This window comes from Natronococcus jeotgali DSM 18795 (genome assembly GCF_000337695.1).
GTDB classification, from domain to species: domain Archaea; phylum Halobacteriota; class Halobacteria; order Halobacteriales; family Natrialbaceae; genus Natronococcus; species Natronococcus jeotgali.
In genome coordinates this window covers 61,061-82,892 of sequence record NZ_AOIA01000116.1, presented here as the reverse complement: position 1 = coordinate 82,892, position 21,832 = coordinate 61,061, and the positions used below count along the sequence as shown (strand labels likewise).

Annotated in this window: 21 protein-coding genes; 14 read left to right on the top strand and 7 right to left on the bottom strand. The window is 67.5% G+C overall.

What is annotated here, in order from left to right:
- Positions 1-704: 704 nt before the first annotated feature.
- Positions 705-2,084, top strand: a complete 1,380-nt coding sequence (locus C492_RS12630; RefSeq protein ID WP_049893038.1) for an AAA family ATPase — start codon at positions 705-707, stop codon at positions 2,082-2,084.
- Between the two features lie 69 nt (positions 2,085-2,153).
- On the top strand, positions 2,154-3,158 hold the full coding sequence (gene aglJ, locus C492_RS12625; protein ID WP_008424130.1) for an S-layer glycoprotein N-glycosyltransferase AglJ: 1,005 nt from the start codon (positions 2,154-2,156) through the stop codon (positions 3,156-3,158).
- Here the strand turns inward: aglJ and C492_RS12620 are convergent.
- Positions 3,155-3,484 (bottom strand): DUF5789 family protein, encoded by a 330-nt coding sequence (locus tag C492_RS12620; RefSeq protein ID WP_008424129.1) that lies wholly within the window; start codon positions 3,482-3,484, stop codon positions 3,155-3,157. The two genes, aglJ and C492_RS12620, sit on opposite strands and share 4 nt — an antisense overlap.
- A 112-nt stretch (positions 3,485-3,596) precedes the next feature.
- Between C492_RS12620 and C492_RS12615 the strand changes: the two genes are divergently transcribed.
- Complete coding sequence (locus C492_RS12615) at positions 3,597-3,806, top strand: ribbon-helix-helix domain-containing protein (RefSeq protein WP_008424127.1); 210 nt, start codon at positions 3,597-3,599, stop codon at positions 3,804-3,806.
- A 47-nt stretch (positions 3,807-3,853) separates the two neighbouring features.
- Here C492_RS12615 and C492_RS12610 read toward each other — a convergent pair whose 3' ends face one another.
- Positions 3,854-4,282 carry an MPN domain-containing protein gene (locus C492_RS12610; RefSeq protein WP_008424125.1) on the bottom strand — a complete coding sequence of 143 codons (429 nt, stop codon included), beginning with the start codon at positions 4,280-4,282 and terminating at the stop codon, positions 3,854-3,856.
- A 38-nt stretch (positions 4,283-4,320) separates the two neighbouring features.
- A complete protein-coding gene (locus tag C492_RS12605; protein WP_008424124.1) occupies positions 4,321-5,004 on the bottom strand; it encodes a hypothetical protein in 684 nt (227 codons plus the stop codon).
- Between the two features lie 188 nt (positions 5,005-5,192).
- Between C492_RS12605 and C492_RS12600 the strand changes: the two genes are divergently transcribed.
- Complete coding sequence (locus C492_RS12600) at positions 5,193-5,897, top strand: VOC family protein (RefSeq protein WP_008424122.1); 705 nt, start codon at positions 5,193-5,195, stop codon at positions 5,895-5,897.
- Between the two features lie 35 nt (positions 5,898-5,932).
- Positions 5,933-6,223, top strand: coding sequence for a HalOD1 output domain-containing protein (locus C492_RS12595; RefSeq protein WP_008424120.1), 291 nt, complete (start codon positions 5,933-5,935; stop codon positions 6,221-6,223).
- Between the two features lie 36 nt (positions 6,224-6,259).
- Here the strand turns inward: C492_RS12595 and C492_RS12590 are convergent, their stop codons facing one another.
- On the bottom strand, positions 6,260-6,550 hold the full coding sequence (locus C492_RS12590) for a DUF5779 family protein (RefSeq protein WP_008424118.1): 291 nt from the start codon (positions 6,548-6,550) through the stop codon (positions 6,260-6,262).
- 119 nt (positions 6,551-6,669) lie between these two features.
- Complete coding sequence (locus C492_RS12585; RefSeq protein WP_008424115.1) at positions 6,670-7,125, bottom strand: ferritin-like domain-containing protein; 456 nt, start codon at positions 7,123-7,125, stop codon at positions 6,670-6,672.
- Positions 7,126-7,686: 561 nt separating this feature from the next.
- Here C492_RS12585 and C492_RS12580 point away from each other — a divergent pair.
- The 9 genes from C492_RS12580 to C492_RS12540 all read left to right on the top strand — a co-directional run bounded on the left by C492_RS12580 (position 7,687) and on the right by C492_RS12540 (position 18,911).
- Entirely contained in the window at positions 7,687-8,925 is a 1,239-nt protein-coding gene (locus C492_RS12580) for a LeuA family protein (RefSeq protein ID WP_449289509.1), read from the top strand.
- Positions 8,926-9,251: 326 nt separating this feature from the next.
- Positions 9,252-11,063, top strand: a complete 1,812-nt coding sequence (ilvB, locus tag C492_RS12575) for a biosynthetic-type acetolactate synthase large subunit (protein WP_008424111.1) — start codon at positions 9,252-9,254, stop codon at positions 11,061-11,063.
- Positions 11,060-11,725, top strand: a complete 666-nt coding sequence (gene ilvN, locus C492_RS12570; protein WP_008424108.1) for an acetolactate synthase small subunit — start codon at positions 11,060-11,062, stop codon at positions 11,723-11,725. The genes ilvB and ilvN overlap by 4 nt, the downstream gene beginning before the upstream one ends.
- The gene (gene ilvC / locus C492_RS12565) at positions 11,718-12,770 is read left to right on the top strand and encodes a ketol-acid reductoisomerase (RefSeq protein WP_008424105.1); all 1,053 of its coding nucleotides are present in this window, start codon (positions 11,718-11,720) and stop codon (positions 12,768-12,770) included. Before ilvN ends, ilvC begins: the two co-directional genes overlap by 8 nt.
- 1 nt (position 12,771) lies before the next feature.
- Entirely contained in the window at positions 12,772-13,068 is a 297-nt protein-coding gene (locus tag C492_RS12560) for a hypothetical protein (RefSeq protein ID WP_008424103.1), read from the top strand.
- Positions 13,065-14,489 carry a 3-isopropylmalate dehydratase large subunit gene (leuC, locus tag C492_RS12555; protein ID WP_008424101.1) on the top strand — a complete coding sequence of 475 codons (1,425 nt, stop codon included), beginning with the start codon at positions 13,065-13,067 and terminating at the stop codon, positions 14,487-14,489. Before C492_RS12560 ends, leuC begins: the two co-directional genes overlap by 4 nt.
- On the top strand, positions 14,489-15,130 hold the full coding sequence (gene leuD, locus C492_RS12550; RefSeq protein ID WP_008424099.1) for a 3-isopropylmalate dehydratase small subunit: 642 nt from the start codon (positions 14,489-14,491) through the stop codon (positions 15,128-15,130). Before leuC ends, leuD begins: the two co-directional genes overlap by 1 nt.
- A gap of 487 nt (positions 15,131-15,617) precedes the next feature.
- Entirely contained in the window at positions 15,618-17,861 is a 2,244-nt protein-coding gene (locus tag C492_RS12545; RefSeq protein ID WP_008424097.1) for a S8 family serine peptidase, read from the top strand.
- Between the two features lie 69 nt (positions 17,862-17,930).
- On the top strand, positions 17,931-18,911 hold the full coding sequence (locus C492_RS12540) for an isocitrate/isopropylmalate dehydrogenase family protein (RefSeq protein WP_008424096.1): 981 nt from the start codon (positions 17,931-17,933) through the stop codon (positions 18,909-18,911).
- 57 nt (positions 18,912-18,968) lie between these two features.
- Here C492_RS12540 and C492_RS12535 read toward each other — a convergent pair whose 3' ends face one another.
- Positions 18,969-20,879, bottom strand: coding sequence for a polysaccharide deacetylase family protein (locus C492_RS12535; protein WP_008424094.1), 1,911 nt, complete (start codon positions 20,877-20,879; stop codon positions 18,969-18,971).
- 135 nt (positions 20,880-21,014) lie between these two features.
- On the bottom strand, positions 21,015-21,788 hold the full coding sequence (gene dph5 / locus C492_RS12530) for a diphthine synthase (protein ID WP_008424092.1): 774 nt from the start codon (positions 21,786-21,788) through the stop codon (positions 21,015-21,017).
- Positions 21,789-21,832 lie beyond the last annotated feature (44 nt).

Genomic DNA, 21,832 nt, shown 5'->3' with positions numbered 1-21,832 from the left:
GAGCGACGGGATAATGGGATAAAACGGGACGAGAATCCGTTAGATTGTGTATCGAGATCGCTATGGCGGTAGTCGCTGCAGTCGCTCTGGTACTATATTATATATTTTACCCTAGTGGTAATCTAGTAGTAGTAGGGTAGTGAGAGAAACAGAGAAGAACCCATCTAGGAGGAGTAAGTGAGTACCCGACTGTGACTCGTCATCTCTTTATATCCTATCCCGATCGACTCGGCGCGAGAGGAGAAGCCGGGTCGTTCGAGCGCCGGTTCGAGGGAGCGGTCGGCACGGCCGGTTCACCGCTGGGACACCGAATTTCAGATGATATCCCACGGTCGGGCACTGAACCCGTCGAAACCGACGGCTGACGAATCTTCCCGCGCTCGTCTCGAGTGCTTCTCGTCCCTCCTCTCACCTTCCCTCGCGACGATTTCATCTGAAATCCGGTGTGGGGGTGAGTTCGCGGCCGCCTCGTTTCCGAGACATTTCATCTGAAATCCGGTGTGGGTGGGTGGGGGGAACGCTCCGTCGATCCGCAGCGATTCATCTGAAATCCGGTGTGGGGATCGCAACCAGTGTGCGGACCGACCGTCGCGAGCGCCGACCGAACCACGGGTGGAACCCGGACGAATCCGGTGCCACACCGTCCGGGCGTCCCCCGTCCGCGGAAGGAAAGAGCTAAGGAAAATTCATCTGAAAGACGGTGTATGCCTTTGCACGCGGAGGGGACGGGGACGCTCGGCGAGTACGCCGCCGAGCACGGTGCGGTCGCCCACTCCCGCTCCAAGTCTCGCGACGATCCGCTCTCGGTGCTGGACGAGGAGGATCGGATCTTCGCGAACGAGGACCTGCTGCGGATCGACCACGTCCCCGATCAGAACAAGATCGTCGGTCGGAACAACCAGATCGAGACCGTCGCTCGGCGGCTCAAACCGACGATCACCGGCGGAACGGGCAAGGGGACGCTGCTGCTCGGAAAGTCGGGATCCGGAAAGACCCTCGTCACCCGCTACGTCAGCCGCGAGGTGGTCGAGCGGGGGCGGGAAAACGACGTTCGAATCGGCCGTGCGGTGATCGACTGCGCCCAGCGCCGCTCGGAGGTCCAGACCGTCATCCACCTCGCGAAGAGCCTGAACGAGCCCGAGAAAACGGGAATCACGATCCCCCACTCCGGGATCGCGACGGGGGCGTACTACGATCGACTCTGGTCGGTCATCGACGAACTGTACGACGCGATCATCGTCGTCTTAGACGAAATCGATCGGCTCGCGCCACCCGACGACGTCGAGAACGTCCCGCCCGAGGAGGCCGACGACAGCAAACTCCTGATGCAGCTCTCGCGGGCGGGCGAGGAAAACGACGTCGACGCGAGCATCACCGTCATCGGAATCAGCAACGACCTGAAGTACGGCGACCGACTCGACACTCGCGTCGAGAGCTCCTTCTCACCCGACGAGATCGTCTTCCCGGCCTACGACGCCAACCAGCTCGGCGACATCCTCGAGCGCCGTCGCGACGCCTACCGCGAGGACGTTCTGACCGACGACGTCATCCCGCTGTGTTCGGCCTTTTCGGCCCAGGAACACGGCGACGCCCGCCGGGCGATCGACCTCTTCCGGCTCGCGGGCGAGGTCGCCAGGGACAACGACGCCGCCCGGGTCACGGAGAGTCACGTCCGGGTCGCCAACGACGACGCCGAGGTGACCCGGATTCAGGACCTCATTCGTGGCTGCCCGACCCAGGCGAAGATCGCGATCGCGGCGCTTGCGACCATGGACGAGTTCTCCGAGCGCTCGGCGTTCAAGGCGACCGAGATGTACCGCGTCTATCGGGCCTTCGCCGAGGCCATCGACGCCAACGTCCTCGGCAAGAAACGCATCACCGACCAGCTCCGGGAGTACGAGACGCTGAAGATCATCAACATGACCCGAACGAGCGACGGCTACCGCGAGGGGACCTACCTTCAGCTCTCCCTGCTCGACGACTCGAGCCTGTTACTCCAGACGATCGGCCTCGACGAGCGCTGTGCGAACATTCCGATCGACGGACGGATGCGCCAGCACATCGTCTCGATCGTGGGACCGTAGCGTCGACCGACTATTTTGTAACCGATACGACCAGCATATTTTTGTCTCATGGCCCGGAATTCACGACCGATGGAGCATGACGGGGTTCGCGCGACGGCGCTCGAGCGAGAGGCGTTCCTGTCGATGAGCGATCGAACGCGCGATATCGCCGCGGACGACGTCTGTATCCTCGTCCCGACGCTGAACGAGGCGGCGACGATCGGCGACGTGATCGACGGCTTCCGCGAACAGGGGTACTCGAACGTCGTCATCGTCGACGGCGACTCCGACGACGGGACGCGCTCGATCGCCAGCGACCACGGCGCGGAAGTATTTACCCAGACCGGCGACGGGAAGGGACAGGCCGTCCGGGAGGCGCTCGAGTACGTCACCGTCCCGTACGTGCTGATGGTCGACGGCGACGGCACCTACGATCCGGCCGACGCCGACCGCATGCTCGAGCCCCTCTCGAGGGGGTACGACCACGTCATCGGAAACCGCTTTGCGGACATGGACGACGACGCGATGGCGGCCCTGAACGGGTTCGGAAACCGGCTGATCAACCGCTCGTTTCGGCTGATCCACGGCGCGGAGTACGAGGACATCCTCTCGGGCTACCGGGCGTTTACGACCGACTCGTTCGAGCGGCTCTCGCTGGACGCCGACGGGTTCACCATCGAGACCGAACTCGCCGTCGAGTGCGTCAAACACGGGATCGACACGGCCGTCGTTCCGATCAGCTACAGGGCCCGTCCGGAGGCCTCGGAGACGAACCTCAACCCCCTTCGTGACGGCGGCACGATCGTGCTGACGCTGTACTCGCTGGCGAAGACCAACAATCCGCTGTTTTACTTCGGCAGCTTCGGCGCGGCGAGTATCGTCTCCGGCGGCGTCGTCGCAACGTACGTGCTCTGGGAGTGGATCCAGTACGGAATCGGCCACGAGATCCTGGCACTGGTGTCGGCGGCCGCCGTGCTGCTCGGGGTGCAACTGGTCATGTTCGGCGTGCTCTCTGATATGCTCGTGACGCTGCACCGCGAACAGCGCCGTCGACTCGAGCAGATCACGCGCGACGAGCGGGGCCGCGACGACTAGAACGGCAGCATCGAGCGAACCTGCTGAACGACGCCGTTGGAGTGCTGGCGGCGGTACTCCTCGAACGGCTCGTGAAGCGCGTTCAGTAGCTGTTGGCGCGAATCGAACCGCTCCCGGTTCGTCTCCGCGAGCACCTCCCCGAGCGCAACGTCGTTTCCGTGAACGTCGTAGGGGATTCGCTCGTGGCCGAGCTCGGCGTCGACGTCGTCGGCGGTCGCCGGAAACGATAGCTCGGAGTCTCTGAGGCGGGCGTCGAGGGCGGCGATGCCGAAGTCGACGCTTTCCGGGTCGTCGTTGTCGTCGTTGGATGGTGGCCGGACTCCCATACGCGGTACGTAGCACGCCGCATATCAAAACCGCTGCGGAGACGCTCGCCGGACCCGCGACGTTCCCGGCGAACGGCGATACGTCTTTGGGGCCCGCGACGGAGTATCCGGTATGGCCGAGTACACCACGGTTTCGATTCCGAAGGATCTAGCCGACCGCGTCGACGAGACGATCGAGGGGACGAGCTTCCAGAGCACCAGCGACCTGGTCCGGTTCCTGCTTCGGAGCATCGTTATCCAGCACCAGCGACGGGGTGAGCTGACCGAGGCCGAGTTCGAGGAGATCACCGAACAGCTCCGCGGGCTGGGCTACCTCGAGTAGCCGACAACGCTCCGGCGACGGCGCGGCCGCCGCCTCTCGAAGCGCCGTTACTCCCGGTCGCGAAGCGACCCCTCCGGCGCCCGGGCGTCGAGGATCTCGAGGGGTTGCCGGTCGCCGACTCGATCGAAGGCGGCGAACGACGCCTCCTCGAGCGTCCACGGCGGAACGGCGACGAAGACCACCTCGGCGAGGTCGTCGCGTTTGGTCACCTCGAGCTCGCCGACGGGATGGGAAACGAACTGACCCTGGGCCTGTCGGGCCGGCGTCGAGAGGTCGACGCCGAACACCGCGTTGACCGCGTTGCCGGGATCGGGAAGGAAGAAGTCCGTAAAGACCGGCGCCTCGGGCGGAAGCTCCGCGGCCCCCTCGAGCCGTCCCGCCGGCGTCACCGAGACGCCGGTCCGAACCGGGTTCGGATCGGCGTTGCTGGCGAGTTCGAGCAACACCTCGATCAGGGCGCGGGTAGCGTAGACCACGGACGTCGTACGCGCGCCTCGCAGTTAGCTGTATGGCCTCAGAACGGCAGCAGCTTCCACCCCGCTTTGGCGTACACCAGCGGCGCCCGGGTGCGGGACCGGGCCAGCGCCTCCTCGAGGGCCGCCGTCGCGTCGGTCAGGACGCCGTCGCCGTGCCCGACGAGCACCCGATCGGGGGCGAGATCGCCGAGAGCGTTTCGGGGCGGGAGCGCTCGCCGCATCGGGTGGACCCCGAGGCGCTCGCCCCCGGCGAGGAAGTAGTCGGCTGTGCCGAGCGATTCCGGGACGACGAGGGTTCCCCCCTCGGGGTCGTAGAGCGCGACTTCCTGCCAGAATCGGCTATCGACGACCGTCCGCGCCTTGATCCCGGTGTCCGCGAGCTCGTCGCCGAAGCGAACGACGGGCGCCTCGAGCTCCTCGGAGACGCCCTCGAAAAAGGCGGGGAGGTAAACGGGGACCTCGTGGCGGTCGGCGACGGCGGCGGCGTCGCGCTTGTGGCGATCGAGCGCGACGACGACGCCGCGGACCTCGCCCAGCCCCGCGAGCACGTCGTCGATCCCGGGAGCGTCGACGGGGTCGATCACCCAGACGTCGCCGTCCAGCTCGAGGGCGTGGCTGGCCCGCTGCATCTCCTCGTCGGGATGGGCGATCCAGCCGACGCCGCCGTCGAACCGATCGATCTCGGCGAACTCGCTCGCGCGCTCGTCGACCCGAAATGGCATGCGCGACGGTACGCTCGCTCGGCTCATAAACCTGGACGAACCCGCCGATTCCGCCGGTTCGGTGCCGAGCGCTCGCCGCCGATCCGTACCCGACGGCGGTCTCGGCGGCGCCTGGGGCTCCGTCGGTATCGAGCGTCGGCGTTCGACGCGGCGACGCTTCTATGCCGCCGGCCGGAGTAGGGGCGACCATGCTCACCGGTCTCTCCTGGCTCGCGCTCGAGGTCAAGCACCTCGAGCCCGCGCGGCGGTTCTACGCGGAGACGCTGTCGCTTCCCGTCCGCGAGGACGGCGCCGACGAGTGCGTCCTCGCCGCGGGCGAGACCGACCTCGTTCTCCGGCGACCCGAGGGAGTTCCCCGCGGCGGGCTCCACACCCACTACGCGCTCTCGATCCCCGCCGACGAGTACGACGAGTGGTGGGACCGCCTGGGCGGGGAGTACGACCTCGAGGAGGCCCGGTTCGGCTCCTCGCGGTCGCTGTACCTCTACGACCCCGACGGCAACTGCGTCGAGCTCGGCCAGCGCGACGTCGCGGGACCGGGGATCGACGGGCTCTTCGAGGTCGTCCTCGAGGTCGAATCGCTCGAGCGCGCCCGGGAGTTCTACGAGGCGCTCGGCTTCCGGACCGTCGACGTCGGCGCAGACCGCAAGCGAGTGCGGCTGAACGGACCGATGGCCCTCGAGCTCTGGGAGCCCCACCTCGGCATCGCCGACGGCCGCGGCGGCGTCCACGTCGACCTCGGCTTCGAAACCGACGATCCGGGTGCGGCCCTCGAGGCGGTCGCGAACCGCGTCGACCGCCTCGAGCGCGACGCCGGCGACGAGGTCGTGGTGCGGGATCCGGACGGCCACTGGCTGACGTTCCGCCAGCCCGGGCCTGCAACTGAGCGGTGAACTACCTTCGTGTCCGTCGCCGGTATCGTGCCACGATGACCGACGAATCCCGACGCGACGGCGGCGACGTCGTCCACCGAACCTTCGACGTCGAGGAAGCCGACCCGAACGTGAGCGTCGCCCGAACCGTCGCCGAACTCGAGGGAGTCGACACCGACGAGTTGACGCCGCTGTACGACTGCATCGACCACCTCCTCGAACACGTCTTCTCGGAGCCGCCCGTTCCCGCCGCGGAAGCCGAGGTCGCGTTCTCCTACGAGGGGTACCGGATCACCGTCGCGCAGGACGGACGCGCCGCCTTCAGGAAGCGAGGAAGCGGGGAGTAGCCGTCCGTCGGGGGTTCGCGCCCCACTCTCGGTCGACTACAGCCGATCGGCGTCGACGTCGATCCCCGGCGGCGTGACCACCAGGAACCCGCGGAAGTGAACGAGGTTGCCGCCCGACTCCTTGACATCGCGCGCGAAGCCGGACGCCAGCTCGTTAACTTCGCCCTCGACACAGAGGACGAGGACGTTCCCCGTCGAGACCGCCTCGAGCCACTCGTCGGCGGGCGTCGTCCCGTCGAGGACGCCCAGGACGATTTCGCCGTCGAGCTCGAACTCCTCGTCGATGCGTTCCTCGACGGTTCGCAGGTCGAGATCGAAATCGCTCATACGGATCCCCTCGAAGCGCGGCGAGAAAAACGTTCGCTTCGGCCGTCTCGTGCGGACCACCGCAGTCAGTTTCGGCGAAACCGGGTCGCCCGCGGTCGCACCGGGAACGATAGCCCGCCTCAGTCCTGCGGAAACTCCTTTCTGAACCCCCGGAACTCCGTGCGGTGGGCTTCCTCGTCGGCGAGGATCGTCACCGCGACGTCCTCCGTGACCGGGTCGTCGGCCTCGCGGGCGGCCTCGAGCAGCGAGCGGTACGTCTCCAGGGCGTCCTCTTCGGCCTCGAGGACGCCGTCGATCACCGACTCGACGTCGGTGGTGTCCTCGGGGGGCTGAAGGCTCGACTGGCCGGCCTCGAACGACTCCGATCCCGGCGGGGAGCGATCGAGCTGTTTCAGCCGGTTCCCGAGCAACCGCGCGTGCTCGAGCTCCTCGTCGACGTCGGCCTCGAGGCTCGATTTGACCTCCTCGGCGTGGACCCCGTCGAGGACGATGGCGTTGGTCAGGTAGTTCATCACGGTCTCGAGTTCGTCGGTGTACGCCTCCCGCAGGAGGCTGGTCACTTCGTCTGACGTCATACCCGCCGTCCTACCACGGCGAGAGGTTTAGTTCTCACACGCCCGAAACCCTCGGCAGCCGGCTTCGATCCCCCGGTGATTTCGGGGGTCGGAGTCGCGGCCGATCCCGCCATCGCCTCGAGCGAGCAGTGGCCGCCGGTGGGCGCGACCGCGACGCGTCGCGTTCTGGACGATCGATCGGTCGCGCCGTCCCGAAATCGCCCAGGTACTCGCAGGCGGGACTACCCGCCGCCACAGTTCAGCTACCGCGGCGAAGTTATTGGACGATCTGTAACTGCTCGTCGATATTCCCGACCGTTAGTGACCGACTGTTCATCGACGAGCGCGCGCCAGCGGCTCTAATTTAATTTCCACTCAATAAGTATGAATTTTTCGACGGAACCGACGCGTTTCCGACGACGGGCCGAACCGAGGACGGTATGATAATAGGATCTATGTTCGATATTAGGACGTTGATGTCTTGCGGTTTTCGCCGTCGACTCGAGAACGGGTCGGGTTGTCACTCCGTGTCACCGCTACTGCCAGCGTCAGGTTTATATACGTCGTCGATCCTCGGATCGGATACAATGTCTTCACAAGGCAACCCGACCTCTGACACCAGTCAGGGGGGTCGAGTTCTTCCAGGGCACGTTAGATTCCACTGACGAAATCGAGTCAGCACGTGTCTTCGATACGACGCTGCGGGACGGCGAACAGTCGCCCGGCACGTCGTTCTCCTACGACGATAAGCGCGAGATCGCCTCCGTCCTGGACGAGATGGGTACCCACGTCATCGAGGCCGGGTTCCCCGTCAACTCCGAGGCCGAGTTCGAGGCGGTTCGGGATATCGCGTCCTCGACGTCGACGACGACCTGCGGGCTGGCCCGCGTCGTCGACGACGATATCGACGCCGCACTGGATTCGGGCGTCGAGATGGTGCATACGTTCGTCAGCACCAGTGACGTCCAGATCGAGGATTCGATGCACGCGACCCGGGAGGACGTAGTACAGCGCGCCGTCGAGTCGGTCGAGCGGATCACGGAGGCGGGGGCGACCTGCATGTTCTCGCCGATGGACGCGACCCGGACGGACGAGGCGTTCCTGATCGAGGTTATCGAAGCGGTCTCCGAGGCGGGAACCGACTGGATCAACATCCCGGACACCTGCGGCGTCGCCACGCCCAACCGGTTCCGGGCGATGATCGAGAAGGTCTGTGCCCACACCGACGCGCGGGTCGACGTCCACACCCACGACGACTTCGGGCTGGCGACCGCCAACGCCCTGTCGGGGATCGAGGCGGGCGCCGACCAGGCGCAGGTCTCGGTCAACTCGATCGGCGAGCGGGCCGGCAACGCCGCCTACGAGGAGTTCGTGATGGCCGTCGAGTCGGTCTACCAGTGCGACACGGGAATCGATACGACCCGCATCGTGGAACTGTCCGAGATCGTCGAGGAGAAGAGTTCGATCGAGACGCCGGGGAACAAACCCGTCGTCGGCGACAACGCCTTCTCCCACGAGAGCGGGATCCACGCCGCGGGCGTCATCGAGAACTCCGACACCTTCGAACCCGGCGTGATGACTCCCGAGATGGTCGGCGCGAAGCGTCGGCTGGTCATGGGGAAACACACCGGGACCCATTCGGTCCGCGAGCGCTTAGAGGAGCGGGGCTACGAACCCACCGACGACGAGGTGCGGACGGTAACCCGCCGCGTCAAGGATTACGGCGCCGAGAAGCGCCGCATCACGGTCGACGACTTGGAGCGGTTCGCCGAGGAAGCTGGCGTCGAGCGCCAGCAGGAGCGAGAGGAGGTGCAGATCTGAGGGATGACCCCCTCGTTCGCTACCGGCCGGGAGCCCCGGCTATCGCGACGGCGTTCCCGCCAGCGTTGCCCGGGACGAAACTATTATGATCGTTCCCACGCCTACGTGTCGAGTGATGACGGATCGCGCTCGAGCATCGGTTCGCACTCGCGATACCGACGGCAGCGCGCTCGCTCGCATTCGTATTGTAGGGGCCCACTAGCCCCTCACCAACTCCTTCCTCGACCCCGGCCCGCATCCGTCGCACCGACCGCCGAGCGACCAGCAACTTACCAGATGACACCAGCAAGCGCACCGGACCGCCGAGAGGCGACAGGAGGTAATCGATGAGCGAACGCGCACCACCGGTTACCGCGACCGAGGAACAGCACGACGACCAGGAGACGACGCGGGAGGAGCCGCCGGAGTCGGCCGCGACCGAGGAGTCGACGACCGACGCCGAACCGACCCCGGTCACGACCGGCGCCGAGTCCGTCGTCCGCGCGCTCGAGAACGCGGGCGTCGAACACGCCTTCGGCGTGCAAGGCGGCGCGATCATGCCCGTCTACGACGCGTTGTACGACTCCGAGATCCACCACGTGACGATGGCCCACGAGCAAGGGGCGTCCCACGCGGCCGACGCCTACGGCATCGTCTCCGGGGAGCCGGGCATCTGCCTGGCGACCTCGGGGCCGGGAGCGACGAACCTCGTCACCGGGCTGGCCGACGCCGACATGGACTCGGATCCGGTCGTCGCACTGACCGGCCAGGTGCCGACGGAGTTCGTCGGCAACGACGCCTTCCAGGAGACCGACACCACGGGCGTCACGATGCCGGTCACGAAGACCAACACGTTCTCGAGCGAACCCGACCGCGTCGGCACGGACGTCAGCGAGGCGTTCGCGCTCGCGAGCGAGGGCCGGCCCGGGCCGACGCTCGTCGATCTGCCCAAGGACGTCACCAACGCCGAGACCGACCGCGAACCCGACGAGCCGCGGACGCCCGACACCTACGAGGTCCAGCAGCGAGCCGACCCCGAGTTCGTCGACGCCGCGGCCGAGCGCGTCGAGGGTTCACAGCGTCCCGTCATGCTGCTCGGCGGAGGCGTCATCAAGGCCGAGGCCAGCGAGGTCTGTCGCGAGTTCGCCATCGAACACGAGATTCCGGTCGTCACGACGATGCCCGGGATCGGCGCGTTCCCCGAGGACCACGAGCTCTCGATGGAGATGGCGGGCATGCACGGCACCGGGTACGCCAACATGGCGGTCACCCACTGCGACACGATGATCGCCGTCGGCACCCGGTTCGACGACCGGCTCACCGGCGGCATCGAGACGTTCGCGCCCGACGCGGAGATCATCCACGTCGATATCGACCCCGCCGAGATCAGCAAGAACATCCACGCGGACTACCCGCTGGTCGGCGACGCCGACACCGTCGTCTCCCAGCTGGCCGAAGCCGTCGAGGAGTCGCCACAGGCGACGAAGTGGCGCGCCCAGTGCCAGCAGTGGAAATCCGACTACTCGATGGCCTACGAGGCACCCGAGGACGAGCCGATCAAACCGCAGTTCGTCGTCGAAGCCCTCGACGAGGCCACCAGCGACCGCGCGGTCGTCACCACCGGCGTCGGCCAACACCAGATGTGGGCCTGCCAGTACTGGACCTACACCGAGCCCCGCACGTGGGTCTCGAGCCACGGCCTGGGCGCGATGGGATACGGCCTGCCGGCGGCGATCGGCGCCCGCTTCGCGGCCGACGACGACCAGGAGGTCGTCTGCATCGACGGCGACGGTTCGTTCCTGATGACCTTACAGGGACTGTCGGTCGCCGTCCGCGAGAACCTGGATATCACGGTCGCCGTCCTCAACAACGAGTACATCGGGATGGTCCGCCAGTGGCAGGACGCCTTCTTCGACGGGCGCCACTCCGCCTCCGATTACGGCTGGATGCCCGAGTTCGACACGCTCGCCGAGGCCTTCGGCGCGGAAGGGTTCCGGATCGACGACTACGACGAGGTCGCCGACACCATCGACGCCGCGCTCGCCTACGACGGCCCCTCCGTGATCGACGTCCACATCGATCCGCAGGCGAACGTCTATCCGATGGTTCCCAGCGGCGGCGACAACGGTCAGTTCGCGCTGACGGAGGACCAGCTATGACACGGGACCAGGGCCTCGACGGACCCGCTCCCGACGAGCGACCGACCCCCGCGGGTCGGCGCAACAAACAGGGGATCCGCATCGACCCGGAGGTCGAGGCGCGACACGAGCCCCGACGGACCGTCATCTCGGCGCTGGTCGAACACGAACCCGGCGTGCTCGCCGAGGTCTCGGGACTGTTCTCGAGACGCCAGTTCAACATCGAGAGCCTGACCGTCGGACCGACCGACGAGGACGGACGCGCCCGGATCACGCTCGTCGTCGAGGAGCCCGATCCCGGGATCGACCAGATCAAAAAGCAGCTGCGGAAGCTGCTGCCGGCGATCGCGGTCCGGGAGCTCGAGCCAGACGCGATGCGTCGCGAACTCGCGCTCGTGAAGGTCAACGCCGAACGGCCCGACCAGGTCGCCGCCGTCGCGGACATGTACGACGCCAAGACTGTCGACTCGAGTCCCCAGACGGCCACCTTCGAAATCACGGGCGCCCGCCAGAAGATCGAGGCCGCGATCGAGACGTTCTCCCAGTTCGGCATCCGCGAGATCGCCCGAACCGGGACGACGGCGCTGGCCCGCGGTACCGACGACACCGCGGCGCCGACCCCGCCAGAATCGTCCGCCAGCGAGGCGAACCAGCAGTACACCCAACCAGCAGACGATGACTGACGACGAATTCACCACCGAGATCTACTACGAATCGGACGCAGACCAATCGCAGCTCGACGACGTAACCGTCGCCGTACTGGGTTACGGAAGCCAGGGCCACGCTCACGCGCTGAACCTCCACGACAGCGGCGTCGACGTGGTCGTCGGCCTCCGCGAGGACTCCTCCTCGCGTTCGGCCGCCGAAGCCGACGGGCTCGAGGTCACGACGCCCGTCGAGGCGGCCGCGCAGGCCGATATCGTCTCGATGCTCGTCCCGGACACGGTCCAGCCCCACGTCTACGAGCAGATCGAAGACGAACTCGAGGCCGGCGACACGCTGCAGTTCGCCCACGGCTTCAACATCCACTACAACCAGATCCAGCCCGCCGAGGACGTCGACGTGACGATGATCGCGCCCAAGACGCCCGGCCACCTGCTCCGTCGCAACTACGAGAACGGCGAGGGCACCCCCGGGCTGCTGGCGGTCTACCAGGACGCGACCGGCGACGCCAAGGCCGAGGCGCTCGCCTACGCCCAGGCGATCGGCTGTACGCGGGCCGGCGTCGTCGAGACGACGTTCCGCGAGGAGACCGAGACCGACCTCTTCGGCGAGCAGGCCGTCCTCTGTGGCGGCATCGCCGAGCTGATCAAGGTCGGCTACGAGACGCTGGTCGACGCGGGCTACAGCCCGGAGATGGCCTACTTCGAGTGTCTCAACGAGATGAAGCTCATCGTCGACCTGATGTACGAGGACGGGCTCGGCGCGATGTGGGACTCGGTCTCGGACACCGCCGAGTACGGCGGACTCACCCGCGGCGAGCGGGTCATCGACGACCAGGCCCGCCAGAACATGGAGGAGGTTCTCGAGGAGGTCCAGAACGGCGAGTTCGCGACCGAGTGGGTCGCCGAGAACCAGGCCAACCGGCCCGTCTACACGCAGCTCAACCAGGCCGAGAAGGACCACGAGATCGAGGAAGTCGGCGAGCGCCTCCGTGCGCTGTTCGCCTGGCAGGAGGAACAGGAATCGGAAACCGAGGACGAGCGAGAGAAGGTGCAAGCGGATTAGCATGAATCGAACGAACGACACGAACGCGGACGACGACTCGATGCGCGCGGTCAACCACACCAACCCCTACACGGGCGAGACGGCCGGCCGGCTGTTCAGCCGCGGCCCGACGGTCGTGGCCGACGGCGGTCGACGAAACGGCGACGACGAGAACCCCGCCGCGACGGATCCGCGGTCGGAGTCCGACCGCACGATGAAGCGAGTCGACCACACGCCGCCGGAGGGCGCCGACGACGCGAACGACGTCTTCGAGCGCGGGAACGAACACGACCGCGACCGAGGAGTAACCGACGTATGAGCGAGGGGACGTTATACGACAAGGTCTGGGACCGCCACAAGGTGACGACGCTGCCGACCGGGCAGGACCAGCTGTTCGTCGGCCTCCACCTCATCCACGAGGTCACCAGCCCGCAGGCGTTCGGGATGCTGCGGGAACGGGACCTCGAGGTCGCCTACCCCGAACTAACGCACGCGACGGTCGATCACATCGTCCCGACGGCCGACCAGTCCCGCCCCTACGAGGAGGACGCGGCCGAGGAGATGATGAGCGAACTCGAGCGCAACGTCCGCGAGGCGGGGATCGACTTTTCCGATCCCGACAGCGGCGATCAGGGGATCGTCCACGTCGTCGGCCCGGAGCAGGGGCTCACCCAGCCCGGGAAGACGATCGTCTGTGGCGACTCCCACACCTCGACCCACGGCGCCTTCGGCGCGCTCGCCTTCGGTATCGGCACCAGCCAGATCCGGGACGTGCTCGCGACGGGCACCCTCGCGTTCGAGAAACAGAAGGTACGAAAGATCGAAGTCGACGGCGAACTCGGCGACGGCGTCGGAGCGAAGGACGTCATCCTCGAGATCATCCGTCGACTCGGAACGGAAGGCGGCGTCGGCTACGTCTACGAGTACGCTGGCTCCGCGATCGAGTCGCTGGGGATGGAGGGTCGGATGTCGATCTGTAACATGTCGATCGAGGGCGGCGCCCGCGCGGGCTACGTCAACCCCGACGAGACCACCTACGAGTGGCTCGAGGAGACGGACTACTTCCGGGAGAACCCGGAGAAGTTCGAGGAGCTCAAGCCGTACTGGGAGTCGATCCGGTCGGACGACGACGCCGAGTACGACGACGTCGTCCGCATCGACGCCGACGAGCTCGAACCGGTCGTCACCTGGGGGACGACCCCGGGACAGGGGATCGGCATCACCGATCCGATCCCGGAACCCGAGGCGTTGCCCGCGGACAAGCAAGACACCGCACGGCGCGCCCAGGAGCACATGCGCGTCGAGCCCGGCGAGACGATGGCGGGCTACGACATCGACGTCGCCTTCCTCGGCTCCTGTACCAACGCCCGGCTGCCCGACCTGCGACGGGCGGCCCGGATCGTCGAGGGTCGAGAGGTCCACGACGACGTCCGCGCGCTCGTCGTCCCCGGCAGCCAGCGCGTCCAGAAGGCCGCCGAGGAGGAAGGCCTGAAGGACGTCTTCGAGGCGGCCGGCTTCGAGTGGCGAAACGCCGGCTGCTCGATGTGTCTGGGCATGAACGAGGACCAGCTCGAGGGCGACGAGGCCTGCGCCTCCTCCTCGAACCGGAACTTCGTCGGCCGCCAGGGCAGCAAGGACGGACGGACCGTCCTGATGAACCCGCGGATGGTCGCCGCGGCGGCGATCACCGGGGAAGTGACCGATGTGCGTGAGCTGCCGGAAGCGGAGGTGACCGCATAATGGCTGACGCGGACGGGGTCGAGATCCCCGAGGTCGACTCCGTCTCGGGCTCCGGCGTTCCGATCCGGGGCAACGACATCGATACCGACCAGATCATCCCGGCGCGCTTTATGAAGGTCGTCACCTTCGACGGGCTAGGGGAGTTCGCCTTCTTCGATCTGCGATTCGACGAGGACGACGAGCAGAAGGACCACCCGTTCAACGAGGAGCGGTTCCAGGACTCCTCGGTGATGGTGGTCAACTCGAACTTCGGCTGTGGCTCCTCGCGCGAACACGCCCCCCAGGCGCTGATGCGCTGGGGGATCGACGCCATCATCGGCGAGAGCTTCGCGGAGATCTTCGCCGGGAACTGCCTCGCGCTGGGCATCCCGACCGTCACGGCCGACGCCGAGACGATCGAGGAACTCCAGGACTGGGTCGACGAGAACCCCGACGGCGACCTCGAGATCGACGTCGAGGCCGAGACGGTCACCTACGGTTCGGAGACGATCGACGTCACCGTCGACGACGCCCAGCGGAAGGCATTAGTCGAGGGCGTCTGGGACACGACGGCGCTGATGAAGTCCAACGCGGCCGCGGTCCGGGACACTGCCCGCGAACTGCCCTACGTCGAGGCCGACGCAATCCCCGAAGCCGAATGACATCCTCCCCGGCGTGAACAGGGCGGGATCAAAGATCCCGCGAGCAGTCGGGCATAGCCCGACGACGGGGGTATCCTCGCGCTGGGAGTCTCGGCTATGCCGAGTTGATTCGAGAGGGCAAACTCTCTCGTCATACTACAAGACCTCCGCTCTTGCATAGGTCGCAAACGCAACGCGTTTGCTCACTCACGAGACGACCACGTATCCCTCGAAGCCGCACGCACACGTCAGCGTGTGCTGGTGTCGAGTCGTGTCCCCCCGAGAGCCGCAGTTGGGATACTCTCGAATGATTCACGCTTCTGTGTGGAGTTCGACGGTGATGCTGAACTCCTCGACCGTACACGAGAGGCGTTTGACGATTCCCCCGAAAGCCCAGACGGAGCCCGCGTTCGCCTTCGCGGTCGGCCCTCACATTATTATTCTATTTTCCATCAGATGAAAATTTGACCCCATCATATTTAGTATATTGAATATATATGCTACAGTAATGCCCCGGAACTCGGTAGCCGACCGTTTCGCGGACCGCGCCGTAGCCGGGGTGCTCGCGCTCGTACTGGTTCTCGGATCCCTTTCGGGTGTAGCCGTCGGCGCGCCCGGCAATCCGGGCGGATCGGCCGTCGGGGACGGCGGGCAGACGGCCGCGCCGATCGATCCGGCGCTCGAGGACGCCGAGGGCAACGTCACCGTCCTCGTCCGCCTCGAATCGCCGCCGCTCGACGCGGACGACGACCTCGAGGCCCGGAAGGCCCGGGTCGAGGCGAGCCACGAACGGTTCGCGCGGTCGGTCGGCGCGAGCGACGCCGTCACCGTCGAGCGGGAGTTCTGGCTCGTCGCCGCGGCGGTCGCGACGGTCGACACGGATCGGATCGATCTCGAGGCGATCGCCGGCGCCGACGGGGTCGTCGCGGTCGACGCCGACGAGACGGTCTCCGCGGCGACCGATCGGGAGGCGAGCGGCGCCGACGCCGGGACCGCGACCGCGCCCGACGGCCCGTCGACCGGGCTCGAGCAGATGAACGTTCCCGAGGCCTGGGAGACCTACGGGACGAGGGGCGAGGGCGCGTCGGTCGCCGTCCTCGACTCGGGCGTCGACGGCGATCACCCGGACCTCGAGGTCGACGAGTGGAAGGACTTCGGCGCCGATCCCTCGCCCGAGCCGATCGCGTACGACGACCACGGGACCCACGTGTCGGGACTCGTCGCCGGGGGTAACGAGAGCGGCGCCGCGATCGGCGTCGCTCCCGGCGCCGACCTCTACCACGGCGCCGTCATGACCGACTGCAGCGGCGGCGACTGCGTCGGCTACGAGCGCGACATCATCGCGGGACTCGAGTGGGCCGTCGAGAGCGGCGCGGACGTCGTCGTGTTGAGCCTGGGCGTCGACGGGTACGACACCGGGCTGCTCGACGCGATTCGGAACGCCAACGACGCCGGAACGCCGGTCGTCAGCTCGATCGGGAACCAGGGCGCCGAAACGTCGACGTCGCCGGGCAACCTCTACGACACGACCAGCGTCGGCGCGGTCGGTCGATCGGGTACCGTCCCCGAGTTCTCGAGCAGCGAGGTGATCGAAACCGATGCAACGTGGGGCGAGGCGGCTCCCGAGCGCTGGCCCGGCTCGTACGCGGTCCCGACCCTCGCCGCGCCCGGCGTCGACGTCACGAGCACGGCTCCCGGGGGCGGCTACGAGGTCAAAAGCGGCACCAGCATGGCTGCACCCGCCGCCGCCGGCGCGATGGCGCTCGTTCAGTCGGCGACCGACCGACCCCTCGACGCCGCGGAGCTCGAGGCCGCGCTGACCGAGACCGCGGTCGACGCCGACGGCGAGCGCAGCGGCAACGGGATCGTCGACGTGCCGGCGGCGATCGAGCGGGCCGGCACGCACGCGACCCTCGAGGGAACCGTCGTCGACGGCGTCACCGGCGAACCGCTCGAGGACGCCGCGGTGACGGCCACCGCGGGCGACGACGGCCACGCGACGACGACCGACGACGACGGCGAGTTCGAGTTCGAGGGGCTCGACGCGAACCGCGAGTACGAACTCGTCGCCGAACGCTCGGGCTACGAACCGGCGTCCGCGACGGCGTCGGCGCCGACCGACGGCTCGGCCGCGGTCGATCTCTCCCTCGCGGGCAGCGGAACGATCGACGTCGCGCTCGAGGACGGGCGGTTCGGGACGGCGATCGAGGGCGGAACGGTCGCCGCGAGGGGACCGACCGGGTCGTACCCGGGCGAGCGAACCTCCGACGGGTACCGGATCGACGGGGTCCCCGTCGGCAACGAGTACGCGCTCGAGGCCGACGCCCCGGGCTACGTCGGACGCGAGCGAACGGTCGTCGTCTCGGATTCGGAACCGCGAGCGGCGTCGTTCGAACTGGCGGGCGATTCGCCCCTCGAGGTCGCCGTCGAGGCCGAGGACGGAACCCCGGTCGAGAACGCCACCGTCGTCGTCGAATCGCCGTCCGGAGCGACGGTCGAACTGCCGGAGCGAACGGCCGCGGGCGGGACCGTCGCGACGACGGTGGCCGGAGCCGGCGACCGCTACGCGGTTGCGGTGTCCGGGCCCGGATTCGACCGCGTCGCCGTGGAGACCGGGCCGATCGAGGGAGAAACGGTCGAAACCGTGGTCGTCTCGTCCTCGGAGAGCGGCTCGGGGGCGCCGAACCCGGTCGTCCTCGCCGCGGTCGGCGCGCTCGTCGCGGTCGGCGTCGCGCGGCTGGCGCGGTCCTGAGCCGCTCCGCGGCGGGCAGATCTCGTGGTATTCGATACCCTCTTTTTCTCAGGGGAGCGAGAGTCCCTCATGACTCACGAGATCGCCGTCGTGCCCGGTGACGGAATCGGGCGGGAGGTCACGCCCGCAGCGACCGACGTACTGAACGCCCTCGAGATCGACTTCGAGTTCGTCGAGGCCGAGGCCGGCGACGCGGTCGCCGAGGAGACCGGCGCACCGCTCCCCGAGGAGACCTACGACCTCGCGGCCTCGGCGGACGCGACGCTGTTCGGCGCGGCCGGCGAGACCGCCGCCGACGTCATCCTGCCGCTCCGGGAGGCCGTCGGCTCGTTCGTCAACGTCCGCCCCGCGAGGGCGTATCCCGGCGTCGACGCCGTCCGTCCGGAGACGGACCTGGTCTTCCTCCGTGAGAACACCGAGGGCGTCTACGCGGGCCACGAGGATCGACTCACCGACGACGTGGCGACTCTCACCCGCGTGACGACGGAAACGGCCTCCCGACGGCTCGCGGAGTTCGCCTGCGAGTACACCCGGGACGGCGACCACGACGGCTTCACGATCGCTCACAAGGCCAACGTGATGCGCGAGACCGACGGCCTCTTCCGAGAAACGGTCGCCGAGGTGGCCAGCGACGAAGGCGTCGCGACCGACGAGGTGTTGATGGACGCGTTCGCGACGGAGATCTGTCTCGATCCCGAGCAGTTCGACGTCGTCGTCTGCCCGAACCTCGCGGGGGACGTCCTCTCGGATCTCGCCGCGGGACTGGTTGGCGGACTCGGCCTGCTCCCCTCTGCGAACGTCGGCCCCGACCGGGCGCTGTTCGAGCCCGTCCACGGCACCGCACCCGACATCGCCGGCGAGGGCGTCGCGAACCCGGCCGCGGCGATCCTCTCGGCCGCGATGCTGCTCGAGTACCTCGAGTACGACGAGGAGGCGTCCGCGGTCCGGTCGGCCGTCGAATCGACGCTCGAGGACGGCCCGCGAACCCCGGACCTCGGGGGCGACGCGAAAACGGAGGACGTGACGAACGCGATCATCGAGCGGCTGTAGCGCGGAACCCTTTTTCCGCGGGGTAGAACGCGTCCGTCCGACGAGCCGACGAGCGGATCAGGACGGATCGGCGCCGAGCGTCCAGTCGCCGTCGGCCTCGACGTTGATCCAGACCGTTCCGCCGGCGGCGTAGGATCGGGAGTTGTCGAACGATCCGGTCTTGTTGACGATCTGCTCCCGGCTGCCGTCGGCGCCGTAGCCGTCGACGATGAACGTGCCGTCACCGTCGTGGGTCGGCGAGAGGGAGACGCCGCCCTCGGTCCAGAGCGGGCCCACGTACCCCGAACCGCTGCCGGAGCGTTCGACCGGAAGCTCCTCGAGGTCGTCGGCGTGTACCGCCGGCTGGGTGATCTCGATCGACCAGGAGCCGTCGGCCTCGACGGCGAACTCCGCGGTGCCGCCGCCGACGGTCGCGACCGATTCGCCCGTCGTCGATCCGGACGCCGCCGTCAGGACGTCGCCGTCGAGTTCGACGACGAAGTCGCCGTTGCCCTCGTGGGAGAACTCCGCCACGACGAGTCCCTCGTCGAGTTCGACGGTCTCGCTCCCGGAGCCGTTGCCGTCGAGCCCGTGAGACTGGCCCGCCTCGAAGATGGTCCCTTCGGGTCGCTCGGCGCTCCCGTCGGTCCCGCCGTCGGCGCCCTCTCCGCCGTAGGAGCCGTCGACGAGGTCCGAGGGCGTGATGACGTCGAGCCCCCGGTTCTCGAGGTGGTTGAGCAGGTGCTCGAACTCGTCGAGGGTCATCTCGTCACCCTCGGGCTCGTCCGTGTCCACGATCTCCTGCATCCGCAGGACCGTGAGCTGGTTGTACTGGTCGGCGAGGTTGACGTGGCGTCGGACGCCGCTGTGGAGCGAGGGCCCCCAGACGTGTGAAAGCATGTGCTGTGCGGTCGGGGGCATGATGTTCGGACACGAGCCGAACAGGTACGCGGTGTCGTAGACGTCCCTGACGACCTCGTGGGTCGTCTGGTCCATCCGATCGTCGGGGACCAGCAGGTGGCGCGCGCCGTTCTCGAAACCGCGCTCCTCGAGCGTCGCCTTGGCGTTCTCGAGGACCGTGCGCTGTCGGTCCTTCGGCATGTCCGACAGCGGCATCGTCACGCCCGGGTTCGGACAGACGTCCCACCCGCGGTCGCGAAGCTCCTGTAGCTGGGTGACGTCCATCCTCCCCTCGGCGCCGATCGCCTCGGGGTTGACCGGGACGGCCGCGGCCCAGCCGCGTTCCTCGAGCATGTCGGCGGCGATCTCGTACTGGGAGTCGTATCCCCCCTGAAGGAGAAGGATGGCCTTCCCGTTGTCGACGGAGTCGGTCTTGCGGAGGTCGTCGACGACCAGCTTGATCGGCCGCCCGTCGTTGGTCGCGAGGATGTTGATCGCGGTGACGTTCGACAGGTCCGGCTCGCCGGCCGGTTTGTGCTCGTATCCGCAGTCGAGCCGGAGCCAACCGGTGTACTCGTCGGGCAGGAGCCGGACGGTCGTGAGTCGGCTCTGCCGTCCCGGCGCGATGAACTCGACGACGATCCGGTTCGCGCCCTCGGGTTTCGCCGCGAACGAGACGTCGCCGTCGGTGAGATCGATCCCGTCCGAGAAGTAGACGGTCAGTCCCGCCGATTCGCCGCTCTCGTCCTCGACGACGGCGGCCTGGGACCCTCGTCGCGCCTCGTCGGCCGACATCGAGAGCTCCCCGGTACGCCGCGTCGGTTCCTCTTCGAAGTCCGCCAGCAGCTCTCCGTCGTCGATCGCCGGCCACAGCGTCTCTCCGCCACTGTTCCCACCGTCGTCGGAGTCGTTGCCGTTTCCGGAGTCGCCGCCGTTCCCGCCGTCGGAGTCGTTGCCGTTTCCGGAGTCGCCGCTTTCCTCCTCGGAGAGGAAGTCCGTACAGCCGGCGAGGGTCGCCGACGATGCACCGACGGCGGCCAGCAGTCGCCGTCTGGACGATCCGTATCCTGCGTTGTTGCCGTTATCCATGTGTGATCTGAACTTTCCGTACCTGTATACTTGTTAATAGAGATACTAAATACTCTTCCTGAAACGACTGTATCCGGGATCGATCTGTATTCGGGTCTTATCCGATCGCTAATCTCCGCTCTCGCTGGCGGTTTCCTACGCGACGTCGAGGGCGTCTTCCTCGGCTCCGGCGAGTTCGACGAGCGCGTCGGCCTCGAGGAGGTGACACTCGCCGGGGACGACCAGCAGGTGCAGCGGGTCGCCGAACGACCGCTCTGCGAGCTCGCGCATCCGTCCCGCCGCGACGAGCGGGGCCGGGCTGCCGGCTCGCGCGACGACGACGCCGACGAGTTCGGGGTAGACGTCGGCCAGGAGTTCGGCGCCGGTGTCCGCGGTCATGTACTCGCCGCGCTCGGCTTTAATATCCAGATAAACGACGGTGTGAAGGCCGTCGGCGCGGTTCGCGTCGATCGTCTCGGTGACGCTCGCCGGCAACCCGTCCGCGCCGTGGGCGTACGGGAACGGGAGCGTCGTCGCCTTTCCGAACCGGTAGTTCTGGAGCCCCGTCAGCGAGCTGGCGGCCGTCTGGGCGGTTACGCCGTGGATCACCCGCGTCTCGATCCCCCGGTCGTGAGCCCGCAATCGGAGGTCGACGTGGGTCGTCGAGATCATCGTGTCACCCGCTGTCAGAAAGGCGACGTCCTCGCTTTCGGCGGCCGCGAGCATCTCCTCGGGCTCCCGTTCGACGCCCGCCCGATCCCGGACCTCGATCGAGACGTCGTGTGCGGACTCGAGATCCGCGACGGTCGTTCCGAGCAGCTCGCTGGTGTAGAACTCGGCGTAAGCGCGGTCGGCCGCCCGCAGCGCCTCGCGGCCCTCGACGGTGATCGATCGCTCGTCGTAGAGTCCGAGTCCGATGAAGGTGAGCATAGCCGCCGGTAGCGCGAGCGGCCGTTATAACCTTTCGAGTCCGG